Source organism: Ligilactobacillus faecis (assembly GCF_029889745.1).
Classification (GTDB): Bacteria; Bacillota; Bacilli; order Lactobacillales; family Lactobacillaceae; genus Ligilactobacillus; species Ligilactobacillus faecis.
The window spans coordinates 189,595-207,500 of the sequence record NZ_CP123639.1 but is presented as its reverse complement, the minus strand read 5'-3'; the positions used below and the strand labels follow the sequence as shown (position 1 = coordinate 207,500).

Here is a 17,906-nt window from a genome sequence, read left to right as displayed (position 1 = left end):
CTCTGAAGTAGTCCAAATTTTTAGTGAGCGTTCATAAAATTGATGAGTACAATCTAGGTCGTCATAGCGTTTTAAGAATAATTTCCAATTACGCTTAAATAGTTTGTAGTTTTTAGAGCTACGTTCAAAGTTATTCATCAAATCAGTTCGCATAGAGTTAAGTGCTCGGTTAAGCATTTGAACGATATGAAAACGATCAATGATGATCTTAGCATTAGGAAATAGAGTTTTAGCAATATCAACGTAGTAAGAGTTTAGATCACAACTAATGGTGCGCACTAACTGTCTGACGGATTCTGGGAATTTCATAAAATACTTGATGATAGTATCTTTAAACCTATTAGGTAAGATAGTTTGGATAACATGGTTATCCGAATCAAGGCAGATAAAGTGATAGCTATTGTGAGTACCTCTAAATTCATCAAAGCAAAGATGTAGTGGCAAGAAATTGAAGTTATTCCGAAATTCAGAACGAGTATGAGATAACATACGGTTAACGGTCGAAGTAGAAACACCTTCTTCATAAGCGATCGTTTTAGCGGAAATGTCATGTCTTAGTTTAGTGGCGATCTTAGCTCTAAGTGAATAAGAGATCTGACAATTTTGGGGTAAGAGCGTAGTTTTGGCAGAAATAGTTGAATTACAATTGCGACAGCGAATGCGAGCTGAACGAGCTTGGATAGTAGTTTGATGAGTGGAGTTGACAGCTGGGATTCGGATGAGTCGTTTAGGAGTGTAACCATTACGGTAAAAAGCGTTAAAGCCACAATTATTACAACGAAAGTTCGTTAATTCGTGAGGCAAGAAACTGATAGTAGCTTGAAAAACTTTATAAGAGATACCATTGATCATTTCATCATAAGGTTCATTAAAGAAGTGAAGATGAGGATCACTGATATCAAGACAAGATTTAACTATCGAATCAACAGAATATGTAGTATAATTTAAAGAAGTCATAATGTCACCATACTTTCTAATGATGTTTTCGTGGTTGTATACACAAGAGAAAAAGGTGCCGTTATGGCTCTTTTTTTGTGTAAAAATTTTTATTTACATACCATATCAAAAAAGCTGTGTAATGAACAGATTATCATTACACAGCAAAAAGTATAGAGCCGGAACTTCTTGTATCTTTTCCAAGATAGGTTTGAAGGTAAATGCGTGCTTTTAAATGATCAAAGTTTCTATATCCATAGGCAGTACGTTGTATCTGTTTGATCTTCCGATCGATCTCTGTCAGGGAAGAAATTGATAGTAGCTTGAAAAACTTTATAAGAGATGATGAGGTCATAATGTCGCCAAACTTTTTAATAGAGAAAAAGGTGCCTTTAGGGCTCTTTTTTGTGTAAAAACTTTTATTTACATACCATATCAAAAAAGTTGTGTAATGAACAGACCTATCCTTACACAGCAAAAAGTCTAGGCCTCTCAACTTAATGACATTAGTCGATGGCTCAGTCTTTTTATTTTAAAGCAAAATATATTGTGAATTACTTTACAAAAAGGATATATAATTAAATTTCACACAATGAAATCATTCTTTTTTTCTGATCGAACGGATAATAAATTATGAATAAATATTGGTGGGGTTAAGAATGTTGTATAAAATATTAAGGCTAGCTTAAGTTGTATGAATTTATAGTGCAAAAATCGTGGTTATGAGCTATTATATTAATTGTTGAGTTAGTATTGTGATTTATTGAACAAATAAGGATAAATAATGATATATCTGAATATGTCCAATGAAGTCATTTTATTTTTCTAATATATATAATAATAAATAATGCATAGGAGTGATTTGATTGCAAATGTTAAAAACGCGTTCTTTTTGGAACGCAGCTGTTTTGACTTTAGCATGTGCTTTATTAGGGGTACTTTTAGCTAAAGTGAAGTATTTGAACTTGGTCGGTACGTTAGTGATCGCTTTGTTGTTAGGGATGGCTTTACAAGTACGGCCGACTTGGATCGAAGCTTCTAAGCCAGGGGTAGGGTTTATTTCTAATAAATTTTTGCGTTTAGGGATCATCTTACTCGGTTTTAGGCTCAACTTGATGAAGTTAGCGGATGCCGGGATCAAGACGATCTTGATCGCGATCTTTTTAGTGACTGTTACGATCTATTTGACGTATTATCTGTGTCGCCGTTTTGGGGCTGAAAGTGATCTTTCGATCTTGACGGCTGCTGGTTGTGGTGTTTGTGGAGCCGCTGCCGTAATGGGTGTCTCACCACAGATCAAAAATGATGGTGTTGACGAAGAGATCAAACGGGAAAATGAAGTTTTAGCGATCGCAGTTGTTTGTGTGATGGGAACAGTCTTTACCTTGATCGAGATCGGTTTGAAACCATTGTTGCATATGACAGATGCTCAGTTTGGGATCATGGCAGGTGGTTCGCTCCATGAGATCGCACATGCTGTTGCAGCCGGAAGTGCTGGTGGAACGATCAGCTTAGATGATGCTTTGATCATGAAATTATCACGAGTGCTCTTATTAGCACCAGTTGCTTTGATCATTGGGATCTGGTATCAAAAACATTTAGCTAAAACAGGTAAATTACAACAAAGTAACGATGAAAAGAATAAATTACCGATCCCATGGTTTATGTTAGGATTCTTGATCTCAAGTATCATCGGAACGTTCTTGCCTTTACCAGCAGTGTTGATCGATGGTCTTGTGCAAGCTGCGTATATCTTCTTAGGCATGGCGATGGCTGCTTTAGGGATGTCAGTTAACTTCCATGTGATCGCTAAACGTGGTAAAAGTGTCTTTAGTGCAGCACTCATCTCTTCAGTCGTGCTATTGATCTTATCAGCCACTGCCGGGAAATTGTTCTTCTAAGATTTTATTTTTAACAAGCGATAAACTCTATTCTGTAGGATAGGGTTTATTTTTTTGCGTAAATTGCCATTTGGGGAGAAATTGGGAGTACAGCGAAGTTAAAATTCAAGTTTTTTTATTTAAGATATGCTAAACTAAAAATAATGTAAGTGCTTTATTTTTAATGATAAATATGGGGTGATAGAGATGAGTACGCAAGAATATTTTGCACAAAATGATATCCGTAAAGAAAATAAGCTTTTTTCAACAACCAAAACGATCGTTGAAACTGCTTTTTACGGAAATAACGTTACTGCGGTCACAACAGTTGAAAAGGCTTACGAATTAGCAAAAGATAATCCAAAAACGATCGTGACCGATCTACCGATCATACATACAAAAGAACTAGGGCTACCAGCTAATGCTAAGATGTTAGTCGACAATCATGGGCGAATAGTTGGGCGGACAGCTGCAGCCCGCCAAGTCTTAGGTGACCCTGGCGTTAAAACCTCTGAACTTGAGGCTGTTTTACGTGAAGCTGTTTATGAAGGGCAAATGCGCTCATTTTATAAAACCGAAGTAGTCGTAGGACTAGCAAAAGAATTTATGTTAAAAGCGCATTTGATGTTACCTAAAGGCTATGAAGTCAACATGCTTTCATATTTGCTGAATTTCCAAGCGTTAAACGAAGAATACCAAAAGCTTTACGAAGCTTCGAAAGTCTACCTAGAAGATGATATTTATCTATACTGTGATCCAGAGTGGCAGAATGCTGCTTATCCAAATGGTCTAGCTTTATTTGATCCTGAGCATAATGTTGCTGCGATCTTAGGTTTGCGCTATTTTGGTGAATTAAAAAAAGCAACTTTGACTTTGGCTTGGGCTACTGCACATCGCAACGGTTATACGGCTTGCCATGGTGGCGAAAAAACTTTTCACTTTAAAGACAAAAAAGATCAAGTTTTTGCTTTTTATGGTCTATCTGGCTCGGGAAAATCGACTTTAACACATGCAAAGCATGCTGGAAAGTTCGAAGCCGTAACTATTTTGCATGACGATGCTTTTATTATTGATCGTTCTAATGGGAGTTCGATCGCGCTTGAACCAGCTTATTTTGATAAAACAAATGATTATCTTCCAGGTTCAAAAGAGGCTACTTATTTTACAACTGTTATGAACGTCGGAGTCACGTTAAACGAAGAAGGCCAAAAAGTTTTAGTTACTCAAGATCTGCGTAACGGTAATGGGCGGACGATCAAATCTAGATATTCAGCAAAAAATCGCGTTGATAAAGAAGACGAAGCGTTGGATGCGATCTTTTGGATCATGAAAGATGATACATTGCCACCAGTGGTCAAGTTAGATGATCCTGTGTTAGCAACGACTTTTGGTTTAACTTTGGCAACTAAACGTTCGACCGCAGAAAATGTTATTGGAAAGCAAGAAGATCTTGTGATCGAACCATTTGCTGATCCCTTTAGAGTATATCCGTTAGCAGAAGATTATCAAGATTTCAAGGAACTTTTTACTAAGCAAAAAGCAGCTTGTTATATCGTTAATACAGCGTCATTTAACGGGAAAGATATCAAAAAAGAGACGACCTTAAAGATCTTAGAGGATATTGCTAATGAAACAATAACATGGTCAGATTTTGGGCCATTAGTTGGAATGAGTTACTTGCAACTTCCAGAGCATCCAGTCGATTTTACCGATCAAGCTTATGTACAACGTCTAAAAGAGCGTTTGATGATCCGGGCAAATTGGGTCAAAGAGTATGAGGCACAGCACTCGCATGATCTTTTACCAAATGAGATCTCACTAACGTTAGAGGCCTTGATCAAAGAATTGAATTAGAAAAATCAGTCGCTAAGAAAACAAGATAACTATGACAAAAAACGCTAGGGAGTACCGTTAAAGGTTCCCTAGCGTTTTTTACCATGCTAATCTGGGTGAAGGGGCTTTAGCTTTTGTTTTTAGATCTAAACGTGCCCAATAATCAAGAATCGCCGCAATACAAAAGCAAAGCGGTTCGTCAGCTTGGTTTTCAATATGAAATTCGAGTCGTGCGCCAGTAGTGAGCTGTACTTCTGAGATCGTCATAATACATTTTCTGCCATGGTACACTTTGTAATTGAAAGTCAGTAAGTTTCCGATAATAAACCAATTCAAGCCACGGACAAAGAGCATCTCGCGGTTGATACCATAATAACGACGTAAAGAACCAACGTGTTTTTTATTCTCGTAAAGATCAAATTTGGGGAAGAGCCCTAAACTTCGTTGTTTGATCTCAGCCAAAAGTGGGCCAGAAACGTCATAGACAGATAAGACGCTAGGATGGAGCCCCCATTTACCAATGATAAAGTAAACAAGTCTTCCTGAACGATCGGTGATCTTAACTGTGCCCCGGTTGGAGAGCTCAGTTCTTTTTGTATATAGCTCACGCACTTGAACGCACCTCTACTTTTTGGTGAAGTCGCTTAATTTTTAGCTAAGACTTCTTCGATCGCGATCCCAGCTCCGTCTTCCGTATTAGGTGCTGTGACATGTTTAGCAAGAAGTTTGACTTCATCACTACCATTTCCCATCGCATAACTGATCCCAGCAGCTTTTAACATCGAAACATCGTTGTTATTATCCCCGATCGCCATGACATTGTCCATAGGGATATTTAAGCTATCAGCATAAGCTTGTAAAGCGACACCTTTTTGAGCATTGACATGATTGATCTCGATATTACGTGCACCAGAAGAAGTTACGACTAAATTATCATTTTGTGAAAGTTCTTCTCTTAATGGTCCGAGAACTTTTTGCCCTTCTGTACTGAAGACGACGATCTTGCCAATGATCGTTTGAGGATCATCAACTAAGTCTAAATAGTTATCAACGTAATTGATGTTCATCAATTCCATTCGAGCAGAAGCAAGTGTCACTGCTAATTTATATGGAGTATCTGGGCTGATGCTAGCTAAAAGTTCAGCAAAGTTTTCGATCCGTTTAGCTTTGTCATCAGAACAAACGCCTTTAGCTGTGATAACTTCAAAGTAAAGGCCTCTTTTTTTGAGGTCGAGCATGATCTTTTTAGCGATCGAATCAGGGATCGGAGCGGCACTGATCTGTTGACCATTTTCATCTAAAACAAATGCTCCGTTCAAAGTGATCATTGGACAGTTGAAACCTGCTTCAGTGATCAGAGGTTTGACTTCATCATAAGCTCTCCCAGTTGAAACGATAAAGTGTACGCCTTGAGCTTGGGCTTTTTTGACCGCATCTGCGTTGCGTTTCGAAATGACCATTTTGTCGTTTAAGAGCGTCCCATCCATATCGGATGCAATAATTTGAACCATAAACATATCCCACCTTAAATTATCTATTACTTTCTATTTTAACATGAACATATCTATTTTACACTTGCACAGTTTCAGAGATATGTTATTGTGTCAAAGTTATGGTAAAATTACTAGGAGGTGTATATTAGTGAAAGAACTGATCCACAATGATTGGCAGCAAATTTTAGAGCCTGAATTTGAAACGGCTTATTACGCCAAACTTCATGATTTTTTAAAATACGAATATAGTCACTATGATATTCATCCCGATATGTATCATATTTTTGAGGCTTTTGAGTGGACGCCTTTTTCGAAAGTCAAAGTTGTTATTTTAGGTCAAGATCCGTATCACGGACCAGGGCAAGCGCATGGCTTGAGTTTTTCTGTTCGCCCAGGTGTAGCACTTCCGCCTTCTTTACAAAATATTTATAAAGAACTGCAAAGTGATCTTGGAATCGCGCCTGTTAAGCATGGATATTTAGAAAAGTGGGCCAAACAAGGTGTTTTACTTTTAAATTCTGTTTTAACAGTGCGCGATGGGCAAGCTTTCTCACATCGGGGGAAAGGCTGGGAGCAGTTGACAGATGCAGCGATCAAGCATCTGTCGGCCCGAGAGATGCCGGTTGTCTTTATTCTCTGGGGCAAAGCAGCTCAAGCTAAACTTTCTTTGATCGATCAAGAGAAAAATATCGTCTTGATGTCAGCGCATCCAAGCCCATTATCAGCAAGCCGTGGGTTCTTTGGGTCGCGCCCATTTTCAAAAACTAATACAGCTTTACAAGCAATGGGAGAAGAGCCGATCGATTGGCAGTTACCGATCGAAGTGGGCTTGAGCTAAAAAGGGGGCAAAAACAATGGACCTATTGACGAGTTTAAAAACTAAAGTCAAAGAACAAAAAAAGACGATCGTTTTCCCAGAAGGAAATGATCAGCGTGTCGTTAGAGCAGCGGTACGTTTAGCAAAAGAAAAATTACTTACGCCGATCATTTTAGGTGAAAAAGCGATGATCGAAAAAACAAATGGAGCGCAAGTACCAGCAGGTGTCATCTGCTTAGATCCAAAAACTTATCCAACTAGCGAAAAAGACAAGATGATCCAAGCGTTTGTCACACGCCGCAAGGGCAAGAATACTGTAGAAGAGGCCCAAAAATTACTGACGGATGTAAACTATTTTGCAACGATGTTAGTGTACTTAGGCCAAGCAGATGGAATGGTCTCGGGTGCGATCCATTCGACCGGTGAAACAGTACGTCCAGCGCTTCAGATCATCAAAACAAAGCCAAATGTAAGTCGGACAAGTGGAGCTTTTGTGATGCTTCGGGGCGAAGAGCGTTATGTTTTTGCAGATTGTGCGATCAATATCGACCCCTCAGCTAAAGAATTAGCTGAGATCGCCCTTGAAAGTGCTAAGACAGCGCGCCTATTTGATATTGAACCGCGGATCGCGCTCTTGAGTTTCTCAACTAAAGGATCAGCTAAAAGTCCAGTGGTCGATAAAGTCAAAGAAGCAGTTGAACTAGCCCATGAACTTGCCCCAGAAGAACGGCTTGATGGCGAGCTACAATTTGATGCTGCCTTTGTGCCAGATGTAGCAACTAAAAAAGCCCCGCTCTCACAGATCGCAGGGCAAGCAAATGTTTTTATCTTCCCAGAACTACAATCGGGAAATATCGGTTATAAGATCGCGCAAAGATTAGGAGGCTTTGAAGCAGTCGGCCCAGTCTTGCAAGGATTGAACCAACCAGTTTCCGATCTTTCACGGGGATGTGATGAAGAAGAAGTTTATAAAGTTGCGTTGATCACGGCCGCGCAAGCGATAGGTGGTAAATAAAATGCAAGTAGAAGTAACAGATGCAGCAGAAACGATAGCTATTGGAGAAAAGTTGGCCATGAGCTTACAAGGTGGCGAGCTTATTTTGCTTGACGGAGATCTTGGGGCTGGTAAAACGACTTTTACCAAGGGCTTGGCCAAAGGATTAGGGATCACTCGGAATATCAAAAGTCCGACATTTACCTTGATCCGTGAATATTCGATGGGGCGGTTGCCATTATATCATATGGATGTCTATCGCCTTGAAGAAACAGGTGGGGCCGATCTAGGCTTAGAAGAGTATTTTAACAGTTCAGGTGTTAGTGTAGTCGAATGGTCACAATTTATCCAAGCTGAACTACCAAGTGAATATCTTTTAGTCCAACTAAAAAAAGATCCAGATAATGATGATAAACGAACATTGATCTTTGAGGCTCACGGGAAAAAATATCAAAAGCTATTAGAAGAATTAAGATAGTAAAAAAGAGTCTCTTTGATCTGAGACCCGTCAAGTGAACAACTAAATAATTAAAATTCTAGGCAGCCTGATTCCGGTATTCTTCTGGAGTCAGGCTGTTTAGTTTTATTTGGTAACGTTGGGTATTGTAGAACTTGATATAGTTTTCGATCATTTCTACAAGTTCTCCATATGTTTCACATTTTAGCCAATAATAACATTCTGTCTTGAAATGACTCCAAAAACTTTCCATTGGTGCGTTATCGATACATTTCCCCACTCGAGACATACTTCTTGTAACACCATGCCTTGAGGTCAACCGAAGATATTCCTTTGAAGTATATTGAAATCCACGATCACTGTGAAGAAGTAGATTAGCTTCATTTAAATGCGTGAATGCTTTTTCTAAAGTCTTCATGACAAGCCGATTATCATTTCTTTTACTAATTTCAAAACTTATGATAGATCCATCGTATAGATCTTTGATCGCACTTAAATAAGCTTTTTGTCCTAAGCCATATTCTAAATAAGTGACATCAGTCACCCACTTTTGATTAGGTCTAGTAGCGGAAAAATCACGACCTAAAGTATTTTCTTCGTAGTTTAAATGTTCTGAACGAGTACAACCTCGGCGTTTGCGACGAATTACTGAATATAAACCAAGGACTCTCATTAAGCGACGAATACGTTTGAAGTTATATTGTTTTTGATACTTTCGATTGATAAGAAGAGTCATTCTTCTAGAACCGTAAATTCCATTTAAAGCATGAAATTCTTTTTTTATGATCTCACTTAACCATTCATTTTCCAAAGTACATTGTGATTTTGGAGCAGTTAAATAACGATAATACCCTGAGCGCGATACATTTAAGATCGCACAAAGGATCCAGAGTTCAATTTGTGGAAACTCTTTAAGAACTTCCTGAATAGCTTTAAAACGCAGATTTTTAGGTATAAAGCTTATCTCCTCCTTTCGAGTTCGTCCAATTTTTTTAAAACGATATTTTCTGCTTCTAGATATTTATTACGTTCTTTCAAACGTAGGATCTCAAGCTTGAGACGCTCAGTTTCAGAAAGAGTCTTATAATCACGATCTTTAACTGTTTTACCACGATTATCGTATAATGCCTTTTCGCCATCTACTTCAAACTTTTTGACCCAATTATAGACTTGGGAATAAGAAACATTATATTTATCGATCGCTTTGTGATAATTCTTATTATTAGCAAGTGTATACTGAACTATTTCGAGCCGTTCCTTAAAAGTAGTTTTACGTCCATGTTTCATTCTATTACGACCTCCAATGGTAGCTTTAAAGCCTTTTCCATTAGTATACAAGTTGATCCATTTACGTAAAACCGAAACACTCGAAATATTGTATTTATCACAAATTTTCTTTGGTGAACGTCCATTTTCTAAATATTCTAGAACCGCAGTTGTTTTTAATTCAACTGAATATTCTTTCCAGGTTCTAGACTCTTTTAAGCCATCTAAACCGCCAGCTTTGTATTTTCTGATCCAATTATCAAATGTATTTTTAGAAATGGTATATTTCCGGCAGATAAAGTACTTACTATATTGTCCACTAAGATACTCGGAGACTGCCTGGTATCTTTCTTCAAGTGTATGTTTAGTAGTTCTTCTAGACATAAAAAATCCCCCTAGAGTGATCACAGAATCTTTATTATTTCCGTGTCCACTCTAGGGGAATCATATCACTTGTTAGACTCTTTTTTATCAATTATATTTACGAATAAAAGGGCGTAATTGTTGTGGTCCAAAATCCTGCATTTGTTTTAATAAGATCTGGGCACAAGCATGACTATCTGCTAGAGCATTATGGTGATGTTTCAATTCAATGTCTAGACGCGCACAAACAGTATTTAATTTATGATCTGGTAGATCTTGATAAAAATTGCGGCTTGTTTTGACTGTATCTAAAACTAAGAAACTTGGCGCTTCTAAAGAATGAGCTTCCAATGTTTTTTTCAAGACACTACAATCAAAGGGAGCATTATGCGCGATCACCAGTTGTTCTGGCGTAAAAAAGCTTTGGATATGTGGCCATAATTCAGCAAAAGTCGGTGCATTTTTTACTTGAGCAGGTGTGATCCCGTGGATCTTTGTGTTAAAAGGAGAAAAATTCATTTGGGGATCGATCAATGAATATAATTCATCGACGATCTGATCATTTTTAACGACGGTAAGAGCAAGGGAACAAGCGCTACTTCGTTTAGCGTTAGCAGTTTCAAAATCGATCGCAACGAAATTCAAGTGGATCCTTCCTTTCAAATAATTAAACTTACTTTCAGCGTAAAACAAGTAGAGTCGCAAGTCAAAGTAAAAAATGTTAAAATTAGAGATATATTGATAATTTAAGGAAGCAAATAAGATAATGATTGATGACAAGATTTTAAATGAATTACCTCAGATCGAGATTTTAAAAGATGAACCGTTAGCACATTATACAAATACTAAAACAGGTGGTCCGGCAGATCTGATCGCTTTTCCTAAAAATATTGCGGAAACACAAGCGCTTGTCTTTTTTGCAAAAGAAAATGAACTCCCGTTAACGATCATTGGCAATGCTAGCAATTTGATCGTTAAAGATGGGGGGATCAGGGGTCTAGTTATCATTTTGACGAAGTTAGCTGAAGTCAAGGTCGAAAATGACTTGCTTTTTGCTTCGGCTGGAGCGTCTTTGATCGAAACGACTGAGATCGCCTATCAGCATGGCCTAACGGGGTTGGAGTTTGCAGCCGGGATCCCAGGTTCGATCGGGGGCGCAGTTTTTATGAATGCTGGAGCCTATGATGGTGAGATCAAAGATGTTTTAGCTAAAGTCAAAGTTTTGACGCCAACAGGTGAGATCAAAGAATATTCAAATGAAGAATTAGAGTTTGGTTATCGGACCAGTCGTTTACAAACTGAACATGATATCGTGTTAGAAGCTGTTTTTGCCTTGAAACAAGGGGATAAAACAGTGATTCGCGAGCGCATGGATGAGTTGAATTTCTTGCGAGCTTCAAAACAACCGCTGGAATATCCTTCATGTGGGAGTGTTTTTAAACGGCCTGTAGGTCATTTTACTGGTAAATTGATCCATGACTCTGGGTTGCAAGGTTTTACGATCGGGGGTGCACAAGTTTCTAAGAAACATGCTGGTTTTATCGTAAATATTGGTGCGGCAACAGCTACAGATTACTTAGCCGTGATCAAACACGTTCAACAGGTCGTTTTTGAAAAATTCGGTGTTAAATTGGAAACTGAAGTACGGATCATCGGGACAGACGGCAAATAAAAAAACTTTTTATATCATTTTTGATATAAAAAGTTTCAGAACGTAGACAAACTCTATTCAAATCGGATAGAGTTTGTTTTTTTATGTATTTTTATAACTATATACTTTGAAATATACGAATATAACAGGTTTTTTCCCCAGTATTTTTACCAGTTTTTTTAGATTTAGGCACGCAAATATCAACCCGACTTGAGCTAGAATTTTATCAATTCCTACTTCTCGGGCGTATCTCAAGTTGTGATATTCTTTTGCCGAACCAAAATTTCTTTCGATCGTCTCCTTTCGCGCTTCATACTTTAATTTTGAGCCAGTTTGATGCCTGATATCCTCACATTTTTCCATACTATCTTGCCAAACATGACGAGCGATAACTCTTTGATGATTTTTACTTTGTGTACATTTGTGCAGTAAAGGACATTTTTCACAGATTGTAGGATCACTTTTATATTCACGATAACCACTTCGATTAGTTGTGGAGTACATTAAGATTTGATCGCCAGGACATAAATAACAATCATAATATTCATCATAAACAAAATCTTTGGGTCTAAGCGTACCAACTTTGCCCCTTGGGCGTTTATAAGGAAGAATGGGAATTATGCCTTGAGATAGTAAAAAGTGTGCGATCGTGGGTGTTTTATAGCCAGAATCAGCGATAATATATTGTGGGTCGTACTTCCGTACTTTTTCAAATATTTCAGGAAAAAGTTGCGTATCATGGATATTTCCCGCACCGACCACATAAGCTAAGAGCCACCCATTTTTATCACAGGCAGCTTGAACGTTATAGGCAAAAACCTGTTTGTGTTCACCCTTATGAAACCATCCACTATCAGGATCAGTTTTAGATATTTTTACTTGTCTAGTTTTTTTTTAGGTTTTTCTTCTTTTAAGGGTTTCTTTTGATGTTTAGCTCTATCTACATTTATTTCTTTTTCGAGATCTTCACTCATAAATTTTGACTTAGTTTCAATAACTTCAGTAGTATATTTACGGCTGTTAGCAGCAGCTTTCAAATGAGTTCCATCAATAAAAATATCAGTTGTGTCGATAAGATCATTTTCTAAGCAGAGTTTCAAGATATGAGCAAAAATGGCTTCTATTACATGATTTTCAGCAAATCTTCTTTTATAGTTTTTACCGTAAGTAGAGAAATGAGGAACAGGATCATTTAAACCCAGTCCTAGAAACCATCGATAAGCGACATTAACTTGAATTTCTTTGATCGTTTGACGCATAGAACGAATACCAAATAGATTTTGAATCAAAGGAATCTTTATGAGTAATACAGGATCAAGACTGGGACGGCCATTATTTTTACAATAGGAATCTTCGACAAGATCATAAATAAAAGAGAAATCAATAATTTGATCAATTTTACGGAGTAAATGATCTTTTGGGACCAAATCATCTAGAGAAGTACGAGCATATTCACGGCGTTTGAGATTGGGATCACTCTTGCGAAGCATGACAAATACCTCCGTAATCGTTTTCTTTAATTATACAAAAAAAGTCACCAGAGCACATACTCTGATGACTTAGTCTACATTCTGAAACTTTTTATATCATTTTTGATATAAAAAGTTTTTTTATTTGAGTAATTTTTCTGACTTATCGTAGTTGCCGATCAATTCACGTCCGATCACAAGTGCTGCCCAGATGATGAGTTGAATGATCGTCATGAAAGTGACAAAGATCAACATGCGAGGATTCCACATCTCAAGCAATTGTTTGATCACAGCATCTGGTTCAAAGAAAAGATATGCCGTATGAAGCCGTAAAAAACGTCCAACATAGATCCCGATCGAAGATGCTAGTGTTAAGAACACAACTAGTAGCGTACGATAAGGCCAGCCTAGAAGTCGGAATCTTTTTTGAAGCGTTTGTGCAACATACTCTAAGCTCCAGATCCCCATCAAAGCACAGCCAAAAGCACTGGCAACAAGATTTGTGAAATTCAACCACATATGTAAGTCAAAGCTCATCAAACCGTTTGCTGGATTATACGGATCCATTCGGGCTAAGTGGAAAAGATCGGTGATCACGTAAGGTGCGTTAGGATAAAAAAGCAACCAAAGGACAAATAACCCCCAATAGATCAATTTTGATTGCGTAGCTTTTAAATGTAAAGCGATCTCGATCGGTAGATAGCCAAGAAAAGTATTGAGCAATAAAAAACTATAGAAAGATCCTTGACGATAGACCGTTATGTAGATGTAAAGGAGATAGATCCAAAAAGTGACTCGAACGATCCATTGTAATTTTTTCGACATAAAACATCACCTACCAATATTGATTTAATTGTAGCAAAAAAAGATAGAAATGAATAACAATTACGATTATTTAGAATTTTTTTAAGCAGTTAGTCTTTTTTTAAAAAAAAACATTCTGAACGAAGCGTGCTATAATATAGAAATAGATCAAATAGAGGGGAGCGCGTGAAAAAAGGCAAGTTGATGTGTTGGTGATATTTACTAGAAAGATAAAATATGGGGTGGATATCGCCCCATCTCGCTAGCGCTGTTATCCAGTAATAGTAAAAGGGATGGAGTTATAGAGGTCAGTCAAACTGGCGTTAAAACATAAATAAACTTAAGAAAGGAAAAGCTATATTTCTTTCTAAGCATCGTAAAAGTTTAGATGTTTCCATATTTTGTATAGTCGAAGATTATGGCTTTTGACTGGAACAGTCTTTTTTCATGGCAAAATTTTATCCGGCTTTTAGATATTCTGGCTGTTTGGTATGTGATCTACATGTTGATGATGCTTTTACGCGGAACAAAAGCAGTTCAACTTTTTCGCGGGATCGTTGTGATCATCGTGATCAAGTTGATCAGTTGGTATGTAGGCTTAGAAACAGTTTCTTGGATCATGGATCAGGTGATAAATTGGGGTATCATTGCGATCATCGTGATCTTTCAACCTGAGATCAGACGTGGTTTAGAACATTTAGGGCGAGGATCGCTCTTTACCGTCTATAATAAAAAAGAAAATGAGGCTGAGATCCAACTTGTTAAGGCATTAGATCAGGCGATCCAATATATGTCGAAGCGTCGGATCGGTGCTTTGATCACGATCCAGATGAATACAGGCTTGGACGATTATATCGAAACGGGGATCAAATTAGATGCTGATGTGACAGGCGCACTCTTGATCAATATCTTTATCCCGAATACGCCTCTACATGATGGAGCTGTTATTATCAAAGATAATAAGATCGCAGTTGCAGCTGCTTACTTACCTTTATCAGAAAGTAACTTGATCCCAAAAGAACTAGGAACAAGACATCGTGCCGCAGTCGGGATCAGTGAAGTAACTGATGCGTTGACGATCGTAGTTTCTGAAGAAACAGGTGGGGTAACGATCACAAAAAATAATGAATTGATCCGCGACCTTGACCAACAAGACTATTTAAAACTATTATATAATGACCTTGTACCGAAGACTGAAGAAAAAAATAGTGTCTTTACCCGCTTTTTGACTAGTTTTTTCAATAAAGGAGGTCGCAAGCATTGAGACCGACAAAATTTTGGAACACAAAAGCGATGTATCGCTTGCTATCGCTGGTCTTTGCCTTATTGCTCTTCTTTTATGTTAGTTATCAACGTTTGGGTTCAACACGAGTTTCAGAAAAAGAGGTCGCTGATTCGAGTTTGATCAATAATAAAAGCTTAACGCTCAAAGTGCCATTGACGTTAAATTTTGATAGTAATAAATATTATGTTTCTGGCTATCCTGAAAAAGTCAAAGTTCAAGTTACAGGTCCTAACGCGTTAGTGACTGCGCTTGAAAATACCCGTAATTTCGAGATCTACGCTGATCTTTCGGAGTTAGGGCCAGGAACACATAAAGTCAAGTTAAAGACTAGTGGCTTCAATAAAGAGTTGAGTGTTGCATTGGCACCTGAGACGATCAAAGTCAAGATCGCCACTAAAAAAACAGCTAAATTTCCGATCCAAGTCCGCTATGATAGTGGACAGATCGCTAAAGACCATGTGGCTGGTGATCCTTTGATGAGTCAACAAACAGTCGAGATCACTGGCGCTAAGAGTGATGTTGATCGAGTCGAAAGTGTCGTTGCAAATTTGAACCTACCAACAAATATTCGTGAGGCTTATAGTCGAACTGTTTTATTGCAAGCTTTAGATAAAAAAGGCACACCTTTGAACGTTTCGCTTTCACCAGAAACGGTCAAAGTAAACCTACCGATCAGTGAAGCGACTGCAACAAAAGAGGTCAAGCTTGAATTGACAAAAGAAAACAATGGTGTTCCTGGGAAAACGTATACTTTATCGACAGAGACAAAAACGGTCACTTTACGTGGTACGCGTTCTGCCTTAAGTCGGATCAAAACTTTTGCCGTACCTGTTTCAGTTGCGGGAGTCAATAGCTCGACGACTAAAACAGTCGAATTGAGTCCAAATAAAAGTGGGATCGCGGCTGTTTCGCCTGCTACGATCCAAGTAATGATCACGGTTTCGGAAACTGAAGAGAATTCAGGAACACAAGCAATAGATTCAAATGAGACAGAGGCACTACAACGCTCGAGTAGCTCAGAAAAAGCTACGAGTTCAAGTGCAAGTTCGACCGCTAAAAGTAGCTCAGAAGTACAAAGCGAAACGGAAAATAGCCGAGTCAGTTCGACTGAACAAAGTACAGAAAGTACGGAAAGTTTGTCTAGCTCGGTTACTGATAAAGCAAATTAGCGGTATAATCAGATAGGATAAAAAAGAAATGAGGATTCATAAGATGAAATACTTTGGAACAGATGGTGTCAGAGGCGTAGCTAACCAAACATTAACGCCAGAGTTAGCTTTTAAATTAGGACGTTGTGGTGGTTATGTGTTGACGCAACATGCTAAAAAGAGCGATCAAGCTCCACGAGTCTTGGTAGCACGAGATACTCGGATCTCAGGCCAGATGCTAGAACAAGCCTTGATCGCTGGTCTGCTATCTGTGGGGATCGAAGTTTTCTCTCTTGGTGTGATCACAACGCCAGGTGTGGCCTATCTTGTACGTTTGCAAGATGCAGATGCAGGGGTCATGATCTCAGCATCACACAATCCTGTGCAAGATAACGGGATCAAATTCTTTGGTGGTGATGGCTACAAACTATCAGATGACCAAGAAGCTGAGATCGAAGCTTTGCTCGAACAACCAGAAGATACGCTACCACGGCCAGCAGCTGAAGGTTTAGGGACTTTAAATAACTATCGTGAAGGTGCTTTGAAGTATACCCAATTTTTAGAACAAACGATCCCAGATGATCTTAGTGGATTACGGATCGCAGTCGATGGTGCAAATGGTGCGACGAGTGCCTTAGTGTCGCGCCTTTTTGCTGATCTAGGAGCTGAATTTGAAACGATGGCAACAACGCCAGACGGATTGAATATCAATAAAGATGTCGGTTCAACGCACCCAGAAGCTTTGGCTAAATTTGTTTTAGACAAAAAAGCACAAGTCGGAGTTGCTTTTGATGGTGACGGTGATCGTTGTATTGCAGTCGATGAGCTTGGAAATATTATTGATGGTGACAAGATCATGTATATTTGTGGCAAATACATGAGTGAACGAGGACGGTTGAAAAAAGATACGATCGTAACGACAGTCATGAGTAACATCGGACTTTATAAAGCGATGGAGCGGCATGAGCTAACATCTGTCAAAACAAAAGTCGGTGATCGCTATGTTGTTGAAGAAATGCGTAAAAGTGGCTATAATGTCGGAGGAGAACAGTCTGGACATGTAGTCTTCTTAGATTTCAATACGACAGGTGACGGGATGTTGACTGCTTTACAACTATTGAATGTGATCAAGCAGACTGGTAAACCACTCTCTGAATTAGCAGCTGAAGTGACGACTTATCCGCAAGAATTGATCAATGTTCGGGTCACTGATAAAAAAGCTGCTTTAGACGATCCTGAGATCAAAGCTGTGATCGCAGCTGTTGAAGAAAAAATGGGGACAGAAGGACGGGTCCTAGTTCGACCAAGTGGGACCGAAGATCTGTTACGGGTCATGGCTGAAGCACCAACTAAAGAATTAGTCCATGATTACGTCATGCAGATCGTAACTGTCGTAAAAGACCGTATGGGTGTAGAAGAATAGTAAAAAAGAGACTGCAGCAAGCACAATGTCATTAAGTTAAGCCTACAGTACTAAAGATTAGATATTGAAAAAGAGATCAGAAACATA

At 38.5% G+C, this 17,906-nt stretch carries 14 protein-coding genes and 3 pseudogenes (1 of these 17 running past the window's edge); 9 read left to right on the top strand and 8 right to left on the bottom strand.

Features of this window, described 5'->3' with window-relative positions:
* Window positions 1-957, bottom strand: the 5' portion of a protein-coding gene (locus tag QFX10_RS01035) for an ISL3 family transposase (RefSeq protein ID WP_280606412.1). The gene continues 405 nt to the left of window position 1, outside the view; 957 of the gene's 1,362 nt are visible here — the first part of the coding sequence; it begins with the start codon at window positions 955-957; its stop codon lies off the left edge, out of view.
* 136 nt (window positions 958-1,093) lie between these two features.
* Window positions 1,094-1,240, bottom strand: a pseudogene (locus QFX10_RS10935) (transposase); the annotation flags it as partial.
* Window positions 1,241-1,808: 568 nt separating this feature from the next.
* Here QFX10_RS10935 and QFX10_RS01030 point away from each other — a divergent pair.
* Complete coding sequence (locus QFX10_RS01030) at window positions 1,809-2,837, top strand: YeiH family protein (protein ID WP_280607213.1); 1,029 nt, start codon at window positions 1,809-1,811, stop codon at window positions 2,835-2,837.
* 186 nt (window positions 2,838-3,023) lie between these two features.
* Window positions 3,024-4,670 (top strand): phosphoenolpyruvate carboxykinase (ATP), encoded by a 1,647-nt coding sequence (locus QFX10_RS01025; protein ID WP_280606411.1) that lies wholly within the window; start codon window positions 3,024-3,026, stop codon window positions 4,668-4,670.
* A gap of 78 nt (window positions 4,671-4,748) precedes the next feature.
* Here the strand turns inward: QFX10_RS01025 and QFX10_RS01020 are convergent, their stop codons facing one another.
* Entirely contained in the window at window positions 4,749-5,261 is a 513-nt protein-coding gene (locus tag QFX10_RS01020) for an LURP-one-related/scramblase family protein (RefSeq protein WP_280606410.1), read from the bottom strand.
* A 32-nt stretch (window positions 5,262-5,293) separates the two neighbouring features.
* A complete protein-coding gene (locus QFX10_RS01015) occupies window positions 5,294-6,160 on the bottom strand; it encodes a Cof-type HAD-IIB family hydrolase (RefSeq protein WP_280606409.1) in 867 nt (288 codons plus the stop codon).
* Between the two features lie 130 nt (window positions 6,161-6,290).
* Here QFX10_RS01015 and QFX10_RS01010 point away from each other — a divergent pair, with 130 nt between their 5' ends.
* Genes QFX10_RS01010 through tsaE form a run of 3 tightly spaced genes read left to right on the top strand, consistent with a single transcriptional unit; the run spans window position 6,291 to window position 8,431 of the window.
* On the top strand, window positions 6,291-6,980 hold the full coding sequence (locus tag QFX10_RS01010) for a uracil-DNA glycosylase (protein WP_280606408.1): 690 nt from the start codon (window positions 6,291-6,293) through the stop codon (window positions 6,978-6,980).
* 16 nt (window positions 6,981-6,996) lie between these two features.
* A complete protein-coding gene (gene pta / locus QFX10_RS01005) occupies window positions 6,997-7,974 on the top strand; it encodes a phosphate acetyltransferase (RefSeq protein ID WP_280606407.1) in 978 nt (325 codons plus the stop codon).
* A gap of 1 nt (window position 7,975) precedes the next feature.
* Window positions 7,976-8,431: a tRNA (adenosine(37)-N6)-threonylcarbamoyltransferase complex ATPase subunit type 1 TsaE gene (gene tsaE / locus QFX10_RS01000; protein WP_280606406.1), complete on the top strand. Its 456-nt coding sequence runs from the start codon at window positions 7,976-7,978 to the stop codon at window positions 8,429-8,431.
* Between the two features lie 58 nt (window positions 8,432-8,489).
* On the opposite strand, the pseudogene QFX10_RS00995 reads toward tsaE, so the two are convergent.
* Window positions 8,490-10,060, bottom strand: a pseudogene (locus QFX10_RS00995) (IS3 family transposase).
* An 87-nt stretch (window positions 10,061-10,147) separates the two neighbouring features.
* Window positions 10,148-10,684 (bottom strand): 3'-5' exonuclease, encoded by a 537-nt coding sequence (locus tag QFX10_RS00990; RefSeq protein ID WP_280606405.1) that lies wholly within the window; start codon window positions 10,682-10,684, stop codon window positions 10,148-10,150.
* A gap of 121 nt (window positions 10,685-10,805) precedes the next feature.
* Between QFX10_RS00990 and murB the strand changes: the two genes are divergently transcribed.
* Complete coding sequence (gene murB / locus QFX10_RS00985) at window positions 10,806-11,711, top strand: UDP-N-acetylmuramate dehydrogenase (protein ID WP_280606404.1); 906 nt, start codon at window positions 10,806-10,808, stop codon at window positions 11,709-11,711.
* 53 nt (window positions 11,712-11,764) lie between these two features.
* On the opposite strand, the pseudogene QFX10_RS00980 reads toward murB, so the two are convergent.
* Window positions 11,765-13,180: pseudogene (locus QFX10_RS00980) on the bottom strand (IS1182 family transposase).
* Window positions 13,181-13,300: 120 nt separating this feature from the next.
* A complete protein-coding gene (locus QFX10_RS00975) occupies window positions 13,301-13,984 on the bottom strand; it encodes a DUF1361 domain-containing protein (protein WP_280606403.1) in 684 nt (227 codons plus the stop codon).
* A 397-nt stretch (window positions 13,985-14,381) separates the two neighbouring features.
* On the opposite strand from QFX10_RS00975, the gene cdaA reads away from it, so the two are divergent.
* From cdaA to glmM, 3 genes are read left to right on the top strand one after another with little or no spacing between them, the layout of a single operon-like run.
* Complete coding sequence (gene cdaA, locus QFX10_RS00970; RefSeq protein WP_280606402.1) at window positions 14,382-15,227, top strand: diadenylate cyclase CdaA; 846 nt, start codon at window positions 14,382-14,384, stop codon at window positions 15,225-15,227.
* Window positions 15,224-16,417 carry a CdaR family protein gene (locus QFX10_RS00965; protein ID WP_280606401.1) on the top strand — a complete coding sequence of 398 codons (1,194 nt, stop codon included), beginning with the start codon at window positions 15,224-15,226 and terminating at the stop codon, window positions 16,415-16,417. Before cdaA ends, QFX10_RS00965 begins: the two co-directional genes overlap by 4 nt.
* Before the next feature lie 43 nt (window positions 16,418-16,460).
* The gene (gene glmM, locus QFX10_RS00960) at window positions 16,461-17,819 is read left to right on the top strand and encodes a phosphoglucosamine mutase (RefSeq protein WP_280606400.1); all 1,359 of its coding nucleotides are present in this window, start codon (window positions 16,461-16,463) and stop codon (window positions 17,817-17,819) included.
* The last annotated feature ends 87 nt before the right edge of the window (window positions 17,820-17,906 follow it).

Coding starts and splice junctions, on each gene's coding strand:
- QFX10_RS01030 (WP_280607213.1), top strand. CDS start 1,809: ATGTTAAAAACGCGTTCTTTTTGGAACGCAGCTGTTTTGACTTTAGCA.
- QFX10_RS01025 (WP_280606411.1), top strand. CDS start 3,024: ATGAGTACGCAAGAATATTTTGCACAAAATGATATCCGTAAAGAAAAT.
- QFX10_RS01015 (WP_280606409.1), bottom strand. CDS start 6,160: ATGGTTCAAATTATTGCATCCGATATGGATGGGACGCTCTTAAACGAC.
- pta (WP_280606407.1), top strand. CDS start 6,997: ATGGACCTATTGACGAGTTTAAAAACTAAAGTCAAAGAACAAAAAAAG.
- tsaE (WP_280606406.1), top strand. CDS start 7,976: ATGCAAGTAGAAGTAACAGATGCAGCAGAAACGATAGCTATTGGAGAA.
- murB (WP_280606404.1), top strand. CDS start 10,806: ATGATTGATGACAAGATTTTAAATGAATTACCTCAGATCGAGATTTTA.
- QFX10_RS00975 (WP_280606403.1), bottom strand. CDS start 13,984: ATGTCGAAAAAATTACAATGGATCGTTCGAGTCACTTTTTGGATCTAT.
- cdaA (WP_280606402.1), top strand. CDS start 14,382: ATGGCTTTTGACTGGAACAGTCTTTTTTCATGGCAAAATTTTATCCGG.
- glmM (WP_280606400.1), top strand. CDS start 16,461: ATGAAATACTTTGGAACAGATGGTGTCAGAGGCGTAGCTAACCAAACA.